The organism is Eubacterium sp. BIOML-A2, from assembly GCF_009680135.1.
Taxonomy (GTDB): domain Bacteria; phylum Bacillota; class Clostridia; order Lachnospirales; family Lachnospiraceae; genus Faecalicatena; species Faecalicatena contortus_B.
In genome coordinates this window covers 1-19,809 of record NZ_WKZK01000054.1, presented here as the reverse complement: position 1 = coordinate 19,809, position 19,809 = coordinate 1, and the positions used below count along the sequence as shown (strand labels likewise).

The window sequence follows — 19,809 nt, the reverse complement described above, 5'->3', positions numbered from 1 at the left end:
CCTCCTATCTTCCCTTTTTGATTTTGTTAAATGCTTCCATCTTTGCCTGTTCACTGCTTAAGCCCTTTTCTTCCATCTGCAGAATTGCCGACATCATGCGCTCATAATCTTCCGGTATGATCTTTTTGAATTTGGGCAGATATTCTTTAAAATGATCCAGTATCTCTTTACCGATCACGGAGTTTGTGTATGCAACGTGCTCCTGAATCATATTTTTCAGTTCCTGGACATCGTACTTATCCGTCAGCCTCTCAATATTTACCATATCTTTATTTACTTTACGGTATAGATCGTTTTTCATATCCAGTACATAGGCTATACCACCGCTCATTCCGGCTGCGAAATTTTTCCCTGTCTGTCCCAGAATCACAACACGGCCACCGGTCATATACTCGCATCCGTGATCTCCTACCCCTTCAACTACCGCGCGTACTCCAGAATTGCGCACGCAGAATCTTTCACCCGCCACGCCGTTAATATAAGCGTTTCCGCTCGTTGCTCCATAAAGTGCTACATTGCCGATAATAATATTCTCACTGGCTTTGAACCTGGTTCCTTTAGGCGGGCACACAACCAGCTTTCCTCCCGACAGCCCTTTTCCAAAATAGTCGTTGCTGTCCCCTGTCAGTTCCAGAGTCAGTCCCTTTGGAATAAACGCACCGAAACTCTGCCCGCCGGCGCCTTTGCATTTTACGACAAAACTGTCCTCTGGCAGGCCTTCGGGGTAACGCTTTGTAATCTCAGAACCAAACATGGTGCCAAATGTACGGTCCGTGTTAGAGACATCTACCTCTATGCTTCTCTTCTGCCCTTTTTCCAGAGCCGGAAGCAGTTGTTTCAAAAGAATTTTCTCATCCAGCGTTTTTTTCAGCCCAAAATCATATACTTTCTTTGGATTGAAAATTCTCCCCTTCCGCTCTCCTGAATAGGGATTGTAAAGTATGCTGTCCAGGTTCAGAACGGATGCCCGTTCTGACGCCGGAATTTCCTTCCTCTTCAAGAGATCCGTCCGGCCCACAAGCTCATCGACAGTGCGTACTCCCAGCTTCGCCATATATTCCCGCAGTTCTTCTGCGATAAATCTCATAAAATTCACCACATATTCCGGTTTACCCAAAAACCGTTTTCTGAGCTCCGGATTCTGCGTTGCCACCCCCACCGGACAGGTATCCAGATTGCACACCCGCATCATGACACATCCCATGGTCACCAGAGGCGCGGTTGCAAATCCGTACTCTTCCGCACCCAGAAGCGCCGCAATTGCCACATCCCTGCCGCTCATCAATTTCCCGTCGGTCTCAATCCGCACCCGGTCCCGCAGCCCGTTTTGGATCAGTGTCTGGTGTGTCTCCGCCAGGCCCAGTTCCCAGGGCAGGCCTGCGTTCTGAATAGAACTTCTGGGGGCAGCTCCCGTACCGCCGTCATAACCGGAGATCAGGATCACTTCCGCCCCTGCTTTTGCAACGCCTGCAGCTACGGTTCCAACCCCTGCCTCAGACACCAGCTTGACGGATATCCGTGCTTCTTTGTTTGCATTTTTACAGTCGTAGATCAGCTGCGCCAGATCCTCAATGGAATAAATATCATGGTGCGGAGGCGGTGAGATCAGGCTGACTCCTGGTGTGGAATGACGCGTCTTTGCAATCCAGGGATATACCTTTTCTCCGGGAAGATGCCCTCCTTCCCCTGGCTTGGCGCCCTGCGCCATCTTGATCTGGATCTCCCGGGCGCTGACCAGGTAACGCGATGTCACGCCGAATCTTCCGGAAGCCACCTGTTTGATAGCAGAACAGCGGTCCGTGTCCAGACGTTCAATATCTTCGCCGCCTTCCCCGCTGTTTGACTTACCCTGCAGCTGATTCATAGCTGCGGCAAGAGTCTCGTGCGCCTCTTTGGAAATGGATCCGTAGGACATGGCGCCAGTCTTGAACCTCGTCACAATAGACTCTACGCTTTCCACCTGATCCAGGGGAATGCCTTTCGCGGGATAGTTGAAATCAAGCTGGCCTCTCAGGTTGATCTTTTCTCCTTCCTCGTCCACCAACTTCGTGTACTGTTTAAACAAACCGTAATCACCGCTCCTCGATGACTGCTGCAGCATATGGATGGTCCGCGGATTATAGAGATGCTCTTCTCCCCCGCTTTTGGATTTATGTTTTCCAATACTGTTCAGCGTCATATCTACATCCAGTCCGAGCGGATCAAATGCCTCAGAATGAAATGCCGTATAATCCCCTGCTATCTCTTCGATACCGATCCCGCCGATCCGGCTGACCGTATCTGTAAAATACCGGCTGATAAACGTTTCCTTCAGACCTAACGCCTCAAATATTTTTGCCCCCTGATAAGATTGGATCGTAGATATCCCCATCTTGGAAGCGATCTTGATTATGCCATGAATCACCGCATCGTTATAATCATCCACAGCGGCATAGTAATCCTTGTGAAGCATGTTCGTATCAATCAGCTGGCGAATGGACTCGTGAGCCAGATATGGATTGATCGCACAGGCGCCGTAACCCAGCAGTGTTGCAAAATGATGTACCTCCCTCGGCTCCCCAGATTCCAGTATCATTGCCACAGATGTCCTCTTCTTTGTGCGCACCAGATGCTGCTGCAGGCCCGATACGGCCAGAAGCGACGGGATGGCCACATGGTATTCATCCACGCCCCGGTCCGACAGGATCAGAATGTTTGCCCCCTCCCTGATTGCCCGGTCAACTTCAATAAAAAGATAATCCATGGCTTTTTCCAGGCTTGTATTCTTATAATATATAATGGGTATTTCAGCCACACAGAAGCCATCCACCTTCATATTTTTGATTTTCAGGATATCCGTGTTTGTCAGGATCGGATTATTTACCTGGAGCATTTTGCAGTTTTCCTCCCGCTTCTCCAGAAGATTCCCGTCTTTCCCGATGTATATGGTCGTAGAAGTAACTACCTCCTCCCGGATCGCATCGATTGGAGGATTGGTTACCTGGGCAAACAGTTGTTTAAAGTAACCGAACAATGGCTGGTTTTTATGGGACAGGACAGACAACGGAGTATCAATCCCCATTGCCGCAATCCCTTCGGCTCCTGTCCGGGCCATATTCAATATAGACGTTTTTACATCTTCGTAGGCATAGCCGAATGCTTTCTGCAGCTTTGTACATTCTTCCCTTGTATACTTTGGCACATTCTGATTCGGAATCTTCAGATCTTTCAGCTGAATCAGATTGCTGTCCAGCCATTCTCCATATGGGTACTCATTTGCATATTTTTCCTTCAGGGCCTCATCGTCAATCACTTCTCCCTTTATGGTGTCAACAAGCAGCATTTTCCCCGGATGCAGGCGCTCCTTTAAGATAATCTTCGCAGGATCAATCTCCAATACTCCCACTTCGGATGAAAGAATCAGGTTATCATCCTCTGTGATATAGTATCTGGAAGGGCGCAGGCCATTGCGGTCCAGAACCGCTCCCATACAGTCTCCGTCCGAGAACAGAATGGAGGCCGGCCCGTCCCAGGGCTCCATCATGGTTGAATAGTACTGGTAAAAATCCTTTTTATTCTGGGACATGCTGCGGTTATTTGCCCATGGCTCCGGTATGGCAATCATAACTGCCAGCGGAAGCTCCATGCCGCTCATCACCATAAACTCCAGCGCGTTGTCCAGCATCGCGGAATCGGAACCGGAAGTATTGATTGCAGGCAGTACCTTGTGCAGTTCACCTTTCAGATAACCGGATTCCATTGTCTCCTCTCTGGCCCCCATTTTATCCGCGTTGCCGCGTATTGTGTTAATTTCGCCGTTGTGCACCATAAAGCGGTTCGGATGCGCCCGCTCCCAGCTCGGATTCGTATTCGTGCTGAATCGGGAATGCACCATTGCGATTGCGGATTCATAATCCTCATCCTGCAGATCTTCAAAAAACATCCTGAGCTGCCCGACCAGAAACATCCCTTTGTAGACAATTGTTCTGCTGGAAAGTGAAGCCACATATGTATCGTCGCTGCTCTGTTCAAAGATCCGGCGCACCACATAGAGCCGTCTGTCAAAGGGAAGTCCCTGTTCTATTTTCTTCGGCCTGCCGATAAATGCCTGCATAATACACGGCATACAGTCGACCGCCTTTTTACCCAGAATGTCAGGTTTTACAGGCACTTCTCTCCACCCCAGAAACTGCAGTCCCTCCTTCGCAGTGATTACCTCAAATATCTTCTTCGCCTGATTTCTTTTGAGTTCGTCCTGGGGAAGAAAGAACATCCCCACCCCATAATCCCTATTTTGGGGCAAAGAAAAACCGAGGGGTTTACAAACCTTAGAGAAAAATCTGTGTGAAATCTGAAGTAAGATTCCTACACCATCTCCTGTTTGACCCTCGGCGTCCTTGCCTGCTCTATGTTCAAGATTTTCTACAATTTTCAAGGCATTCACCACTGTCTCATGGCTTTTAATGCCCTTAATATTCACAACCGCCCCGATCCCGCAGTTGTCATGTTCAAAACCGGATCGGTACAGTCCGGCCTGCCGGCCCGTATTTAGTTCACCCATAATCCCTTTCCTTTCTCCATAATAGTAATGTTGACTTTTTATTTTTTCCTACTATACTACAGTTTTTTTTATTTGTAAATAAAAACTTTATTTTGAATTGTCTATTAATTTGTCAATATAAATTATTCTACCTATTTTTCCAGATATTTCTTCCTATTTTCATATTTATACCTCAACTTCTCACAATTTTAAGGCATTTTCCTCCTCTGTGCCAATTGAAAAGCCGGGTACATACACCTCTTCAGTGTCCTGTAACCGGCTTATGTTCAAATTGGTTACTATTCACGGCCCCGTGAATAGTAACTCAATTTGTTCTATTTACCGAAACATATCCGGTGTAATCTTATTTTCCGCAGGAGGCGGAGTCACATCCGGTTTTTCATCGATTTTCTGAATAAGTACGAACATAATGGAACCTGCAAAAGCGCAGACTACTGCCGCGATTCCCATTCTGGAAACTTTTGCGGCAAGCCAGTCGAATCCCCCGATCTCGGTGACAATCAATGAGGTAATATTCGCCACCACATGCAGCACAGCAGGAGCCTTGAAAGAACCGTATTTCTCATAAACGTAAGAAAGCAGCAGTCCCAAAATAAAGCTGTACAAAAACTGCACTATATTCCCATGGATCAGCCCGAATAAAAGAGAGGAACAAACCGCGGCCTTCATAAAGCTGCCGCGCTCCCTGTATCTTTTAAACAGAACTCCCCGAAACATGAGTTCCTCGGTCAGTGGTATTACGAGCCCGAGGCAGAAGATCTGAACCGGCACGCTGGCCGAATAGAACACTTCCGAAGTCTCCTGATACTGTTGGCTTGTCATTGCCAGGCTGCTCATGATTGTCAGACAGTTCGCCCCGATACATACTGCCACGCCAAGCCCGATGATTTCGCCGTATTTCCAGATATTTGCCTTCTTATTCTGCGGAATATTCAGCAGCTTCTCCCTTTTTCTGTCCATTAAAAACAGCGACAGTGTCAGCGGAATCGTAAAAAGGGCCGCGAACCCAAGGATCTCAACCTGATACTTCTGCACGATCTCCATGACCTTGCCTGCATTCTGCCACGCCAGATTCATAATCTCATCCTGCGTCATATTATCGGAAAATGCACTGTAATCTATAATTTCTCCGAGATGTGGAATGATTGCGAACATTTCCACTATAAATCTTGCAACGAACTGGATGACCCAATACAAAAGAAGTGGACCAAACAGCCGCCAGAACTGCTTTGATTCCGGATTCTTATTCATTCTTTTGTTATCCTCGCTTTCTCCTCTATCCACACCCTCACTTCTTCTTCTTTCCCTTTTAGAGATCCCTGTACCATCTCCGGCTTACCGCCTCCGCGTCCGCCGAACGCTTCGTTCAGCCCTTTTGCAAGGGGACGGATATCCGTATTTGTACTGCCGATCACATAGCGGTATGCCCCGTCTTCCGTCTTCAGAAATACTGCGCAGCACTCTGCTCCGCGCGCCAGAACCAGATTCATCAGGATTCTGGGGCCGTCCCCTTCCAGCCCTTCTTCAAACAGGCATACGAAGGCTTCCTCCCCGGATATCCCGCCGGCCCTGTACTCCAGCAACTTTTTCTGTTCTTCCAAAAGCCTTGCCTTCAGACGGCCGCACTCTTCCTTCAGATGCTCCGCCGCCTGGCTGATTTTATCCTCTTTTGCAGACAAGAGAGCAGAAATATTCTTCACGTGCTGTTCCTTAGCGTCATAGTCAGCCAGGGCACGGAACCCGCACAGCATCGTGACCCGCACGCCGCCTTTATACCGCTGGACATTTGTCAGCTTAATCAGGCCGATCTCGCCTGTTCTTTTTACATGCGGAGCACAGCAGGCACAGACATCATAACCAGGGATCGTCACAATCCTGACCGCCCCCTCTATCTCGATCTTACTTCGGTACTCCAACGAAGCCAGTTCCTCCTTGGATGGCCAGGACACCTGCACCTCCAGGTTTTTCACGGCTGCTTCATTGGCCTGCCACTCAATCTCCCGCAGCTGCTCTTTTGTGATCTCCCCGTCAAAATCCATGGTGCAGTCTTCACTGCCCAGGTGGAATCCCACATTATTGTATCCGAATCCGGCATGCACAAGTCCCGATACAATATGCTCTCCGGTATGCTGCTGCATCTTCAAAAAGCGCATATCCCAGTCTATTTTCCCCGTCACCTTGAGACCTTCCTCTAAAGGCGCCTCCATGACATGGTAGATAATGCCGTCTCTTTCCCGTACATCCGTCACCCTGATATCTTCAAGCCAGCCCGTATCCGCATACTGTCCGCCGCCCTCTGGAAAAAAGGCAGTCCTGTCAAGGACCACCTCGTAATATTCCCCTTTTGGCCGGCACATTTCTACATTTGCGGTAAACACCTTTTTATGACTGTCTTCATAAAATAACTTTTCTGTCATATTCTGTATTTACATCCTTTCCGGCGCTTCAAAGCCGAGCAAATCAATACAAGTCTCCAAAATCTCTTTCACCAGCTTTAGAAGAGCAATATATCCTGCTTTGCGTTCCTCATCCTCTTCTGTGAGAATCTTCGTCTCATGGTAGAATTTATTAAATGCGTTGGCCAGGTCGTAAATGTATGCACAGATCTTGTGCGGTGCACTCTCCTCGAAGGCCGCGTCAATCACGTCATTGAACTTGACCGCCTCCAGCATCAGCGCCTTCTCAAACTCGCTCTGTGCGTCCCTTACCGCCAGGCCCTCCCGGGCTCCCTTTCCTTCCTGATACTTATTCAAAATGGACTTAATCCGTACAATCGTGTACAGGATATAAGGCCCCGTATTCCCTTCAAAGGAGGTAAATCTGTCTACATCAAAAACATAATCCTTGGATGCCTGATTGGACAGATCACCGTACTTGATTGCCGCAAGTCCCACAATCTTCGCTGTATTCTGCGCTTCCTCCTCACTCACGGTACGATTGTCCATAATTTTGCCATACATCGTTTCATTGATCTCACGGATCAGATTCTCCAGGCGCATGACTCCGCCTTCTCTTGTCTTAAACGGCTTGCCGTCCTTCCCATTCATCGTACCGAATCCCAGGAATTTCATTTCCACTTCCGGGCGCACAATTCCCGTTTTCTTTGCACAGCGGAATACCTGTACAAAATGCAGTTCCTGACGCTTGTCCACCACATAAATTAATTTGTCCGGCTGGTAAAGTGCTTCCCGTTCCACCAGCGTTGCCAGGTCTGTCGTATCATATAAGGCCGCGCCGTCTGACTTCAGGATCATACACGGAGGCACTTCTTTTTTATCCGCTTCCTCCTGCACATCGACTACAAGCGCGCCCTGGTCGTAATGGGCATAACCTTCGTCTTTCAGCCGCTGCACCATGTCGGGAATATACTTCTGCGCATCCGCCTCGCCCTTCCAAAGGTCGAACTCCACATTCAGACTCTCATAATTCTTCTTAAGATCCGCCACGGATACATTCATGATATGGTTCCAGATGGCCCGATAGCCACGGTGCCCATTCTGCAGAAGAAATGTAGCCTGCAGCGCCTTGTCACGGTATTCCTCATGTTCTTTGGCATATGCGCTGGCAGTTGGATAAATCTCCTCCAGCTCGCTGATCGTAAAAGGAGCTTCTTTTGGAAATTCTCCCTCATACGCTTCGTCAAAATATGCCAGATCAGGCTTTCTCTTCTCCAGCTCTGTAATAATCAGCCCCATCTGATATCCCCAGTCTCCCAGATGAATATCTCCGATTACCTTGTGTCCTTTAAACCTCGCAGTTCGCTTAACGCTCTCGCCGATAATTGCAGATCTGAGGTGGCCTACATGAAGCGGCTTTGCCACATTGGGGCCGCCGTAATCTACCATAATCATCTTCGGCTGTGCGGCTTTCTCCACGCCAAGGCCCTCCGCAGCCGCCATCTTATTCAGATAGGCTGCCACGTACGCAGGACTCATCTTCAGATTAATAAACCCTGGCCTGACCGCTTCTGCCGTCTCAAAGCAGGAACACTCTCCGAGCTTCCCCAGAACATCCTCCGCAATGACAAATGGCGCCTTTTTATAGGTCTTTGCAGCCGCCATCGCACCGTTGCACTGGTATTCGCATAAATCCGGCCTGTTGGACAAAGTCACTTTCGCAAAAGCCTCATCGTATCCCGCTTCCCGAAAGGCTTTCTGCATCTCTATGGTAATCAGTTCCAATAATGTCTTCAATTTTATTCCACACTCCGTTCTAATTTTCTTCCATTTTGCTATTTTATCACGTATAATCAGGGAGGGCAAGTGTTATGAGGGAACTCTCCCCGTATTTTGGGGCATTTAAGTATGTTTCCCAAACCCCAAACCCGAAATACTGTTTTGAAAGGCAGGAATAAAGTATGATTATAGGATCACACGTAGGAATGAGCGGAAAGGAAATGCTTCTTGGCTCCGCCAGGGAAGCTGTTTCATACGGAGCAGACACGTTTATGTTTTACACCGGGGCTCCGCAGAACACACGCCGCAAAGATATCAGCGAGCTGAATATCGAACCCGCATGGGAATATATGAAGGAACACGGAATCGACGAGATTATTGTACACGCCCCTTACATCATCAACCTGGGGAATGCAGTAAAGCCGGAAACTTTTGAGCTGGCAGTGGAATTTCTGGATAAAGAACTGCAGCGTACGATTGCCTGCAGAAGCCATCTGCTGATTCTCCATCCGGGCGCACATGTCGGCGCCGGCGTCGAGACCGGTACCCAGCAGATTATCCATGGACTGAACGAGGTTCTGACAAAGGATACGGACTGCTGCATCGCACTGGAAACAATGGCTGGAAAAGGCTCAGAAATTGGCCGGACTTTTGACGAACTGGCCCGTATATACGACGGCGTTAAGTATAACGATAAATTGCGGGTATGCTTTGACACCTGTCATACCAGCGACAGCGGATATGATATAATCGGCCATTTTGATGACGTGATCGATAAGTTTGATCAAATCCTTGGAAAAGACCAGATTGCAGTATTCCACGTTAATGACAGCAAAAACATACCCGGAGCTGCCAAGGACAGGCACGCAAATATCGGTTTCGGAGAGATCGGCTTTGATGCTCTGAACTATATTGTCCACCACAAGGATTTTGAAAATGTACCGAAAATTCTGGAGACACCTTATGTCCCCTCCCCAACATACGAGAAAAAATCCTATGCACCATATAAATATGAAATCGAAATGCTCAGGAACGGGAAATTTGCCCCTGCTCTCATGGATAGAATTATCAGGGAGAATGAAAAGACCGGGGACTAGTACATCTCAGCATAACAGCAAGTTAATTGTTATTCGATGTACTAGTACTTGACATCTAAGGCGCCTCATTGTATGATTGTACTATACAGATAATACAGTATTCCAAAAACTTAATCATACAGAAAAAGAGGTGACTTAGATGCCATGGGATTTAGATAATGACCGCCCTATCTATCTGCAGCTCATGGAGCGCATCCAGCAGGACATCATTGCCGGCATATATAATCCCGGAGATAAGCTCCCATCCGTACGTGACCTGGCTCTCGATGCTTCCGTGAACCCCAATACCATGCAGAAAGCGCTCTCCGAACTCGAAAGAAGCGGCCTGGTATATTCGCAGAGAACCAGCGGCAGATTTATCACGGAGGATGATGCAATGCTGAAAAAGATGAAAAAAGATTTAGCATCCGAACATATTCATCAATTTTTTGAAAAGATGAAGCTGCTCGGTTTTGGGGATGAAGAGATTCTGGAATTAATCCAGGAGACAATCAAGGAGGAAAAGTAAATGAAACCAATTCTGGAATGTCAGGGACTGACTAAGAAATATAACAACTTCTATGCGCTCTCCAACCTGAACCTGACTCTGGACAGAGGGCAGATTGTAGGGCTTCTTGGCCCCAACGGCAGCGGAAAGACGACTTTGATCAAGCTGATTAACGGTCTTCTAACCCCTACTGACGGACGAGTCATGATCAACAGCCTGGCTCCCGGAGCAGAGACAAAAAAGCTGGTCTCCTATCTGCCGGAAAGAAGCTATCTGAATGACCACATGCGGGTGGACGATATATTATCCTACTTTTTAGATTTTTATGATAATTTTGATCTGGACCGCGCCAGGAAAATGCTGCACGATCTGGAGATCGATACGCACTCACGGCTGCGTACCCTCTCTAAAGGCACGAAGGAAAAAGTCCAGCTTGTGCTGGTCATGAGCCGGGATGCCGAACTTTATATCCTGGACGAGCCGATCGGCGGTGTGGATCCTGCTGCGAGGGACTATATCCTGCACACGATTCTGACCAATTATAACGAGAATGCGACCATTCTTCTGTCCACACACCTCATCACCGATATTGAGAATGTACTCGACAGAGTACTTTTTATCCAGAACGGACAGCTTTCCCTGAATGCTTCTGTAGACGAGATCCGCACAAAGGAAGGGAAATCCGTAGACGCTTTATTCAGGGAGGTATTCAAATGTTAGGCAGACTCATTAAATACGACTTAAAATATGGAGCCAAGTTATTTATCATACTCCACGCACTGCTGCTGTTGGCCAGTATACTCGGACGGTTTTTCTTTCTTGAGAAACTCGACTTCAGCGCAGAAGCGAATGTCCTGATCACCTCTCTTGGCTTATTTATATCCATTTTTCTGCTTCTGTTTACGGCAGTATCCTTTGGAGTGATGTTGTTGCTTGGTATCCGTTTTTATAAAAATCTGTTTACAGATGAAGGATATCTGACATGGACCCTGCCTGCAACCCCTGCACAGCAGCTCTGGGCCAAGATTATATCCGGTACAATCTGGTATGTCATTGATATTTTGCTCTACAGCTTGAGTCTTTACATTTTGGTCAGCGGTAAAAATGTTACAACAGCCTACGCAGGAATCGCCTCCGAGGTAACAGAGTCACTTGGGATGCCGCTCGGCCGTTACAGTCTGTACATGCTGTTATTTATACTGGCCAGCAGTATAGGGAGCGTCATCATGATCTATTCCTGTGTGGCAATTGGGCAGTTGTTTCCGGGCCACAGAGTGCTGTGCTCCGTTATTGCCTACATAATAATATCTACAATCATTCAAATATTTACCTTTATAATCCTTGCTGCCCTTGGCATATTTCCAAACGGCAGCAACTACCCGCCTGGTGCAGGCAATGTAGGGCATTACTTATTTAAATTGTTTCGATTAAGCGGAATCCTGATATTTGTTACAACAGTATTGGAATACGCCGCAACACATTATATTATGAACAAAAAGGTGAATCTCATCTAAAGAAATTCACCCAGCGTCTGAAAAAAGCGTTCCGAATCAACCGGCTTTGGGAAATATCTATTCCTCCCGCTCTGCGTTGCTTTATCTATATTCCTCTGATAGGCATTTGCAGAAAGTCCGATGACCGGAACGCTTTTTTGCTTCTCTATTATTCAGCGGGCCCAATTTGCCGGCCGCTTAAAATACGGCTTGTACCAGAAACATATAGAATACAGTACCTGCTCCAATACTCAAAAGGTTGTTGCGCTTCCAGACATGCAGCACGATCACGGCCAGCACGGCTAATGCTTCCGGAAGACCATGGGGGACCGTCGTTATGGGGGTGTCCTTCAAACAGTATACGACCAGCATCCCGATAACAGCCGGAGTCAGGACTTTCCCAAGATACTCAATTGTCTTGGGGATCGTCTTCCCCTTGGGAAATATTAAAAATGGCACTGCTCTTGTGGCAAATGTAGTGACAGCCACGGCCAAAATAATGCATAATGAAGTTCCTACATTTACGGGCATGTCTCCACCTCCCCTTCCAGGCGTTTTCTTGCAGCAAAGAGGATCAAAATACTCAGAATCATTGTCGGGAACACAAAGCTTCCGCTTCCGAAAATCTGAAGGCATAAAACGGCTGAAACAACACCGATCATTGCAGGTATCCTATTTTTTGCTTCCATCCATTGCTCTACAAATATCACAACAAACAGGGCGGTCATGGCAAATTCTATTCCCTCGGCGTTGATGGGCAGTACGCTCTTTAAAATTCCTCCGATGGCTGAGCCGATGACCCAGTAGCTCTGATCCAGAAGCGCAATAGCAAACAGAAACTTATCTTCCTCAACATCTTCCGGAATTTTGGTTGTACACAAAAGAGAGTACGTCTCATCCGTCAGTCCAAAGATCATATACCAGCGCTTGCCGCCCATTTTGTTAAACTTATCCAACAGGGACAGGCCATAGAATACATGTCGGATGTTCACCATCAAAGTCATAAATATGACCTGCAGAAAAGAAATACCCGGCACAAAAAAATTCACAGCCAGATACTGCCCCGACCCCGCATAAACAAGCAAGCTCATTAAAACCGCCCACCAGGCAGAATATCCTTTTTCCGCATACATAACACCAAAAGCAATCCCTATGAACAGATATCCCGTCAGTACCGGGATCGTATAAGGAAAAGCCCTCCTAAACGCCGTCTTATACCCTGACATGATCTAACCCTCTCCTCTGATTCTCTTTTGTTTAATCCACGCTCAGTAATTTCACTGAGTACGCTGCGTCTTATCTATATAAAATAAAATGCCTGGAAATGTATTACCAGCCTTCTGATAAAGCCCGGTACTAAAACACTTATTTTAATACGAAACTTTTTCCAGGGCATAAAAAATACACGTCTGGGCGGAGTCGAACCGCCGCACATGCCTCCGGAGGGCATTGCTCTATCCACTGAGCTACAGACGCATAATTACTGTGCAATTCTGCTGTAATGGAATGAACCCTTAACAGAATGCTTTATTATCCTAGCACAAAATTTATGAAATGTAAAGAGGAAAACAAGATTTCGTGAAGAGCTTTCACCCCGGTGCGGATCGGGAAACGTTCCATGGAGGAGCAGCCCAAATCCTCCCGGAGGAACCTGTCCGACAGACAGGTTCCTCCGGGGGCTTTCGTCTCCCCCTATATGGAGCTGGCGCACCCGACAGACAGGGAATGACTCGTTTCCAGGGTGTCCCGTGTACGATCTATCCCCTCTCTTTGCACCACGCATCCCCCTTTTTCCTGGACATTAACTTCTTCTCCTCTCTTTGGTAAAAATATGCATGATCGCTCAGTACTTCCTCCGGTTCTACCTGGGTTTCATTAATTTCAACAACCATTTCGCTCATTTCATCCGCGTCGAGCGCCTTGGATTCCGGAACAATAATCAGTTCGTGTATGCTGCTGGGCAGAATATAATAGTCTTCCTTTAACATCTCCCCCACCATCTCCAGTACATGAGGGTAAAGCAGGCATGCAGCTCCATAATTGCGGAGTGAATTCGTCAAAACGTACATAACATCTTTCTTTTCATCGTTCTGAATTTCCAGCAGATTCTCCTCCTCATCCGAGTCCACCTCCAACATCTCCTCTATGGCATGGCGCATAGTATAAAACTCTGCCGGCAGAAGGTTTGTTACATTTCTGACCGCAGCCCGGTACAACTCTTCTTTCTGTACGCCCCACATCCTCAGATGTTCATGATTGATCTGAATACTGGCCGTCCCATTCCTGTCCTGTTCTAAAAGTACATAGAACACAATCGATAAATCCAGTACTTCCATAAAAGGAATACACTCCAAAAGCTTTTTGTTTTTTTCCGTATGGATCAGACGGAATACCACACGATCCCTGATATTTTCATACTTTTGAAACTGGCTGCAGTCCCACACTTTACTGCAGTCCACCTCTTCATAAAAGTCCAGAATCTCCTGGACAACCCTGTCCATCCGTTCTCCCTTCAGAACCCGCTCAAATAGTTCTTCCAGATAAATAGCCGGCGCCGCATTCACACCATCTGCCTTAATCATAATTCCCTGCTTCTCACTGCCATTATTCTTTCGGGCAGTATAGACGCTCGCCTGAATCCCCTCCTTTAATTTTTTATTTAAATCCTGTTCAACAGCACACAAAAATTCCTGATAATTCATAATTCTCCTTTCAAATTTTCTGTGCTCATCAAAACAAAATAGGAAAAGTGACACGACCTATGTCCATGATAAAATAATGATTTGAAACATATTAGGTGAGTAAATTATATATGATTTTCATCAAAAACACAATCCCAAATGAGGCAAAATATTGTTGCCCTTCATCTAACCGATGCATTCCCAGTGCTATACTGGTATATAACGTTGTAAAACACCGTTGTGTGCTTACTGCATCTAAAAAAGGATGCCGGATATGCGGGGAAAACTTGATTCTAAAATCAAATTTTCTGGAAACCCGGTTCAGGAAATCATCAGATTCCCACACGGAGTTCCCATAGCCCTCATATCCGGCATCGGTTTTTCTTAGATACAGCTAGCGGCACAGGCGCCAAATACAGGCCCATGCCCTTCCTGGCAGCCCAGTCATAAAGCGCCCCCTGCTCTGCTCTGTTTCTTTTCCAAATTAAACACGTGACAAATATTCCCCTGTACGTGTATCAATCTTTAAGACATCTCCCTGCTCTACAAACAGAGGTACCATTACAACTGCCCCGGTCTCTACGGTCGCAGGCTTTGTTGCTCCCTGTGCAGTATCACCCTTAAATCCCGGCTCTGTCTCTGTGATTGCAAGCTCTACAAACAATGGCGGCTCAACAGAGAATACATTTCCATTATGAGAACAGATTTTTACGACTTCATTTTCTTTTACAAATTTTAAAGCGTCACCCACCACTTCAGCATTCAGTGCGATCTGATCATATGTCTCAACATCCATAAAGTTGAATAAATCTCCGTCCTGATACAGATACTGCATGTCCTTACGGTCAATACGTGCCTGTTCAAACTTTTCATTGGGTCTGAAAGTCTTTTCAACAGCACCGCCGTTAATTATATTTTTTAACTTTGTTCTTACAAACGCTGCACCTTTACCTGGTTTTACATGTTGGAATTCCAAAATCTGATAGATGTTCCCCTCAATCTCAACGGTTAATCCATTCTTAAAATCTCCTGCTGATATCATTGTAATCCTCCTTCAATTGCGCTGCCAATGCGCCTACCTTTTTACACTGTTTATAATTTTATAATAGTTTCATTCATTTTTCAACCTTTTTTTACCCGGAGATCCGCTTCTTTTGCTTCTTTTTATAGAAATGCAGTACAATCTTCTCCAGGTACCGTTTCAATACGATCTGAATCTCCTCCTTCGGATGAATCGGCTTAACCAGTATATTGCGGATGCCGCTTCTCTTAGCCCCCCACACATCAGTAAACAACTGGTCTCCTACAAAAAGAGTATTGGAATCGTCCGTCCCCATAATCTCCATCGCTTTTTTATAATTCTTTGTGGATGGCTTATGGGCATTATAAATATAGTTCGTCTGAATCTCTTCATTGAACATCTTGACCCGCGCTTCCTGATTGTTTGAAATCAGGCATGAAGAAAAACCGATTTCCTTCAGCCTGGCAAACAGTTTTTTAGCACGGTCATCTGCAGGGGCGCCATGAGGTACAAGTGTATTATCTATGTCAAATATAACGCCTCTGAATCCTTCTTCATATAATTTTTCAAATGGGATGACATATGTAGACATCTTATAGTCATCCGGAAAAAATCTGTCAAACATTATTCCACATCCATCTCCATTAACTTTGTAATCAGTTCCTCACAAACCTGCAGCACCGTCTTGTTATCAGTCTGTATCACGATATCGGCAGCCGCCTCGTACTTCTCACGGCGGTTTTCCATCAGATCTGCAATAAACTCTACATTATTATTCTCTTTGAGCACCGGTCTGTCATCACTGTCTTTCACCCGTTCATAAACGGTCTCCGGACTCGCAGTCAAAAGAACTACACGGCCGTTTTTCTTCATCTCGGCAACATTCTCCGCCCGGAGGGCTGCTCCGCCTCCGCAGGATATAATAGTATTCTTTTTATCCTGCAGTTCGATCAGCAGTTTTGTTTCCTGCTCCCTAAAATATTCTTCACCATATGTGGCAAAAATATCCGGAATACTCATTTCTTCACGTTCCGCAATTACCTGATCCATCTCCACAATACGCATCGCAAACATTGTGCTGAGATAATCAGACACTGTAGACTTGCCTGCGCCCATAAATCCGATCAGTACTATATTGTAAGAAAACAGCTTCCTTGCCTGAATCCTCTTGCTGTTACGTACAATTCTTCTGAACACGTCGTAAATCTCGTCCTGGTACTTACAGCCTTCCATCTTATCCTTCAGTCTCCGTTCCTGCTTGGCTTCCTGTGCCGGCTGCAAAATCGGCATGCCGTATTCCTCTTTATATGCCATGATCTTTTCTACAATTGCATTGCGCTCAACCAGCGCATCTATAATCTTATCATCACACAAAGCAAGCTGTTCGCGGTACATCTCTAAATCATTCATCTTCCAACGTCCACCTTTAATCTCTTATTCCAAAACAATACACCATATTATAGCAACTTTCCCAGATGATAGCAAGCAGAAACTAACCGCCTGTGTTCGTATTTTCTGCTTTTCCGGTCCTTTTTTCATGAATATGAAGTTTTACTCCTATTCCTTAACGGATTTCTCCAGAGCGGCTTTCACATCGCCTTTAAACAGTTCCCATGCATCTTCATGATCCACAAAATATTTGGGACAGATTTTACCCGTAACGTCATAGTGGCGGATCACATTCTGCTCCGTCAGGCCGAACTTTTTACACAGCCATGCTGTCAGCTGAACCACAGACTTATAAGTCGCGTCATTAAACTCTCCCGACTCATCCGGGTGGCAGCATTCGATTGAAACCGTATCATGATTTCTACTGTTAGAAGCGTAAGCAATCTCCCATGTCGGCACGCACTGGATAATTTCTCCGTCCAGGCCGACCACAAAATGGCTGCTCACCGACGTCTCATGGCTGTCCTTCAACCCTTGAAAATAGTCCCTGTTGTTTTGTGCTGTGCTGCCCGGATTCGCCGTATAATGAATGACGATGCCGGTAATCGGATCAGATTCAGTCCCCGGCCTCGAATACTCATTCACATCCAGCAGCTGTACATCAATCTTCGGCTCTGAGGCATCCACAGACAGGCCCGTATTAGCACGATTCCTTCTCCCATCAGCAACGCAGGAATAGATTCCCAGGACAATTGTCAGGATTACCAGAAACACGATTCCTCCATATATATAGAGAGACTTCTTGTCGATTCTTATATTCTTCAGGTTTATTTTTCTTTTTGTATATCTTCGTCTTTTCATCCCTGTTCCCCAATCCAAAAACTGTTTATATCTTATCATATTTTGTCGAAACAAAAATGAATATTTTATTAAAATTGTCTTAGCAAGAGTACCCTGTAACAGAGAGCTCCTGCAGGCGTAGTGAGCTTTTACCCCATGAACCGGCTATAGTAAATAAAAAACCGGACAGCTCCGGGATCCCTGCTTCATTGCTGAATATTTCGGGTATCTCCGGAATTGTCCGGTTCTATATGATTCAAGGGGCAACCGTCCTTCGGCTGCTCCTGTATAACTGTATTTTATTCGTCCACGCTGTAGTTCGGCGCCTCTTTTGTAATATGAATATCGTGCGGATGACTCTCTTTCAGAGATGCCGCGGAAATTTTCACAAATTGCCCGTTCTGCTTCAACTCATCAATTGTAGGAGTTCCGCAATAACCCATACCGGAGCGCAGACCGCCCATCAGCTGGAATACGGTGTCTTCCACGGTTCCCTTGTATGCAACCCGTCCTTCAACGCCTTCCGGAACAAGTTTCTTAGCATCCGCCTGGAAGTATCTGTCCTTGCTTCCGTTCTCCATAGCGGCAATCGAGCCCATACCGCGGTATACCTTATATTTTCTTCCCTGGAATAACTCGAATGTTCCCGGGCTTTCATCACATCCGGCAAATATGCTGCCCATCATACAAACATTTGCACCGGCAGCGATTGCCTTAGTCATATCTCCGGAATACTTAATACCGCCATCCGCAATAATCGGTATATCATATTCTTTTGCCACTGCATAACAATCCATAACTGCAGTAATCTGCGGAACACCGATTCCTGCAACGACACGCGTTGTACAGATAGAACCAGGCCCGATTCCAACTTTGACGGCATCGACTCCTGCCTCAATCAGAGCCCTTGTTGCATCCCCTGTTGCAACATTCCCTGCAATAATCTGAAGTTCCGGATACTTTTCTTTTACCATGCGTACCGTGCGCAGAACATTCGCAGAATGACCGTGTGCAGAGTCCATAACCACCACATCTACTTTAGACTTCACCAGTGCATCCACACGCTCCAGAAAGTTTGCTGTAATACCGATCGCCGCACCACAGAGCAGCCGTCCCTGACCGTCCTTTGCAGACAAAGGATACTTAATCTGTTTTTCAATATCCTTAATTGTAATCAAACCTTTCAGGTTTCCTTCATCATCTACGATCGGCAGCTTTTCCTTCCTTGCCTTCGCAAGAATCTTCTTCGCTTCGTCCAATGTGATACCTTCCTTCGCTGTAATCAGCCCTTCGGAAGTCATGGACTCCTTAATCTTCTTAGAGAAATCTTCTTCAAATTTTAAATCACGGTTTGTAATAATTCCGACGAGTTTTTTTCCTTCCGTAATAGGAACTCCTGAGATGCGGTACTTTGCCATCAGATTATTGGCATCTTCCAGTGTATGTTCAGGTGATAAATAAAAAGGATCCGTAATTACCCCATTCTCAGACCTCTTAACCTTATCAACCTCATCCGCCTGCTGTTCAATAGACATGTTTTTATGAATAATACCAATTCCGCCCTGACGAGCCATCGCAATAGCCATACGGTGTTCAGTAACCGTATCCATTCCTGCGCTCATCATCGGAATATTCAGTCGAATCTTCTTCGTCAAGTTCGTTGATAAATCAACCTGGTTCGGAATTACTTCGGAAAATGCCGGAACTAAGAGCACATCATCAAATGTAATACCTTCTCCAATAATTTTACCCATGATTTTATTTCCTCTCTTTCTCTAATATGTAAGCTGATGTTTTAACTGATATAGTACAAAAATTAAACAAACTTGTCAAGGGATTCCCAGGTTTCCGCCGGAAAAACACATAATAAATACTAACCCCCATTAAAAACCACCACTTATAAGTTGGAATATTTGGGGGGACTTTTTTGGCTGAAGGGGCCGCAGGGGAGGAGGCGGACAGGGGAAGCGGGCGATGCAGGCGGAGGGCGGGTAAGCGGCTAAATAAATTGACCAGTCAGGAGATAGGTAAGTCTTTTGTTTCAGGAGATAGGTAAGTCGATTCAACAGGTGGTAAGTCGAATTGT

The 19,809-nt window shown here is 46.2% G+C and carries 16 protein-coding genes and 1 tRNA gene; 4 read left to right on the top strand and 13 right to left on the bottom strand.

Annotation, left to right across the window (positions count from 1 at the left end):
• Positions 1 to 4: 4 nt before the first annotated feature.
• From gltB to argS, 4 genes are all read right to left on the bottom strand, one after another.
• A complete protein-coding gene (gene gltB / locus GKG43_RS17135; protein ID WP_055152769.1) occupies positions 5 to 4,540 on the bottom strand; it encodes a glutamate synthase large subunit in 4,536 nt (1,511 codons plus the stop codon).
• A 318-nt stretch (positions 4,541 to 4,858) separates the two neighbouring features.
• Positions 4,859 to 5,791 carry a CPBP family intramembrane glutamic endopeptidase gene (locus tag GKG43_RS17130; RefSeq protein WP_050638728.1) on the bottom strand — a complete coding sequence of 311 codons (933 nt, stop codon included), beginning with the start codon at positions 5,789 to 5,791 and terminating at the stop codon, positions 4,859 to 4,861.
• Positions 5,788 to 6,957 (bottom strand): serine-tRNA(Ala) deacylase AlaX, encoded by a 1,170-nt coding sequence (locus tag GKG43_RS17125; protein WP_050638729.1) that lies wholly within the window; start codon positions 6,955 to 6,957, stop codon positions 5,788 to 5,790. The genes GKG43_RS17130 and GKG43_RS17125 overlap by 4 nt, the downstream gene beginning before the upstream one ends.
• A 9-nt stretch (positions 6,958 to 6,966) precedes the next feature.
• Positions 6,967 to 8,733 carry an arginine--tRNA ligase gene (gene argS, locus GKG43_RS17120; RefSeq protein ID WP_050638960.1) on the bottom strand — a complete coding sequence of 589 codons (1,767 nt, stop codon included), beginning with the start codon at positions 8,731 to 8,733 and terminating at the stop codon, positions 6,967 to 6,969.
• A 164-nt stretch (positions 8,734 to 8,897) separates the two neighbouring features.
• Between argS and GKG43_RS17115 the strand changes: the two genes are divergently transcribed.
• The 4 genes from GKG43_RS17115 (at position 8,898) to GKG43_RS17100 (ending at position 11,813) form a co-directional block, all read left to right on the top strand.
• Entirely contained in the window at positions 8,898 to 9,812 is a 915-nt protein-coding gene (locus tag GKG43_RS17115) for a deoxyribonuclease IV (protein WP_055152767.1), read from the top strand.
• 139 nt (positions 9,813 to 9,951) lie between these two features.
• On the top strand, positions 9,952 to 10,320 hold the full coding sequence (locus GKG43_RS17110; RefSeq protein WP_025656778.1) for a GntR family transcriptional regulator: 369 nt from the start codon (positions 9,952 to 9,954) through the stop codon (positions 10,318 to 10,320).
• Complete coding sequence (locus GKG43_RS17105) at positions 10,321 to 11,019, top strand: ABC transporter ATP-binding protein (protein ID WP_050638731.1); 699 nt, start codon at positions 10,321 to 10,323, stop codon at positions 11,017 to 11,019.
• Positions 11,013 to 11,813: a hypothetical protein gene (locus GKG43_RS17100; protein WP_050638732.1), complete on the top strand. Its 801-nt coding sequence runs from the start codon at positions 11,013 to 11,015 to the stop codon at positions 11,811 to 11,813. The genes GKG43_RS17105 and GKG43_RS17100 overlap by 7 nt, the downstream gene beginning before the upstream one ends.
• Before the next feature lie 177 nt (positions 11,814 to 11,990).
• Here the strand turns inward: GKG43_RS17100 and GKG43_RS17095 are convergent, their stop codons facing one another.
• The 9 genes from GKG43_RS17095 to guaB all read right to left on the bottom strand — a co-directional run bounded on the left by GKG43_RS17095 (position 11,991) and on the right by guaB (position 19,477).
• Positions 11,991 to 12,323, bottom strand: a complete 333-nt coding sequence (locus GKG43_RS17095; RefSeq protein WP_055152765.1) for a branched-chain amino acid transporter permease — start codon at positions 12,321 to 12,323, stop codon at positions 11,991 to 11,993.
• Entirely contained in the window at positions 12,314 to 13,018 is a 705-nt protein-coding gene (locus tag GKG43_RS17090) for an AzlC family ABC transporter permease (protein ID WP_050638734.1), read from the bottom strand. Before GKG43_RS17090 ends, GKG43_RS17095 begins: the two co-directional genes overlap by 10 nt.
• A gap of 178 nt (positions 13,019 to 13,196) precedes the next feature.
• Positions 13,197 to 13,268 (bottom strand) — tRNA-Arg (locus tag GKG43_RS17085).
• A gap of 281 nt (positions 13,269 to 13,549) precedes the next feature.
• Positions 13,550 to 14,494 (bottom strand): DUF5688 family protein, encoded by a 945-nt coding sequence (locus tag GKG43_RS17080; protein WP_055152763.1) that lies wholly within the window; start codon positions 14,492 to 14,494, stop codon positions 13,550 to 13,552.
• 463 nt (positions 14,495 to 14,957) lie between these two features.
• Positions 14,958 to 15,515, bottom strand: a complete 558-nt coding sequence (gene efp, locus GKG43_RS17075) for an elongation factor P (protein ID WP_025656772.1) — start codon at positions 15,513 to 15,515, stop codon at positions 14,958 to 14,960.
• Positions 15,516 to 15,606: 91 nt separating this feature from the next.
• Entirely contained in the window at positions 15,607 to 16,119 is a 513-nt protein-coding gene (locus GKG43_RS17070; RefSeq protein WP_055152761.1) for a YqeG family HAD IIIA-type phosphatase, read from the bottom strand.
• The gene (locus GKG43_RS17065; protein ID WP_055152759.1) at positions 16,119 to 16,904 is read right to left on the bottom strand and encodes a shikimate kinase; all 786 of its coding nucleotides are present in this window, start codon (positions 16,902 to 16,904) and stop codon (positions 16,119 to 16,121) included. The genes GKG43_RS17070 and GKG43_RS17065 overlap by 1 nt, the downstream gene beginning before the upstream one ends.
• 147 nt (positions 16,905 to 17,051) lie before the next feature.
• On the bottom strand, positions 17,052 to 17,744 hold the full coding sequence (locus GKG43_RS17060) for a peptidoglycan recognition family protein (RefSeq protein WP_050638739.1): 693 nt from the start codon (positions 17,742 to 17,744) through the stop codon (positions 17,052 to 17,054).
• A 278-nt stretch (positions 17,745 to 18,022) separates the two neighbouring features.
• Positions 18,023 to 19,477 carry an IMP dehydrogenase gene (gene guaB / locus GKG43_RS17055; RefSeq protein WP_050638740.1) on the bottom strand — a complete coding sequence of 485 codons (1,455 nt, stop codon included), beginning with the start codon at positions 19,475 to 19,477 and terminating at the stop codon, positions 18,023 to 18,025.
• Between the last annotated feature and the right edge of the window lie 332 nt (positions 19,478 to 19,809).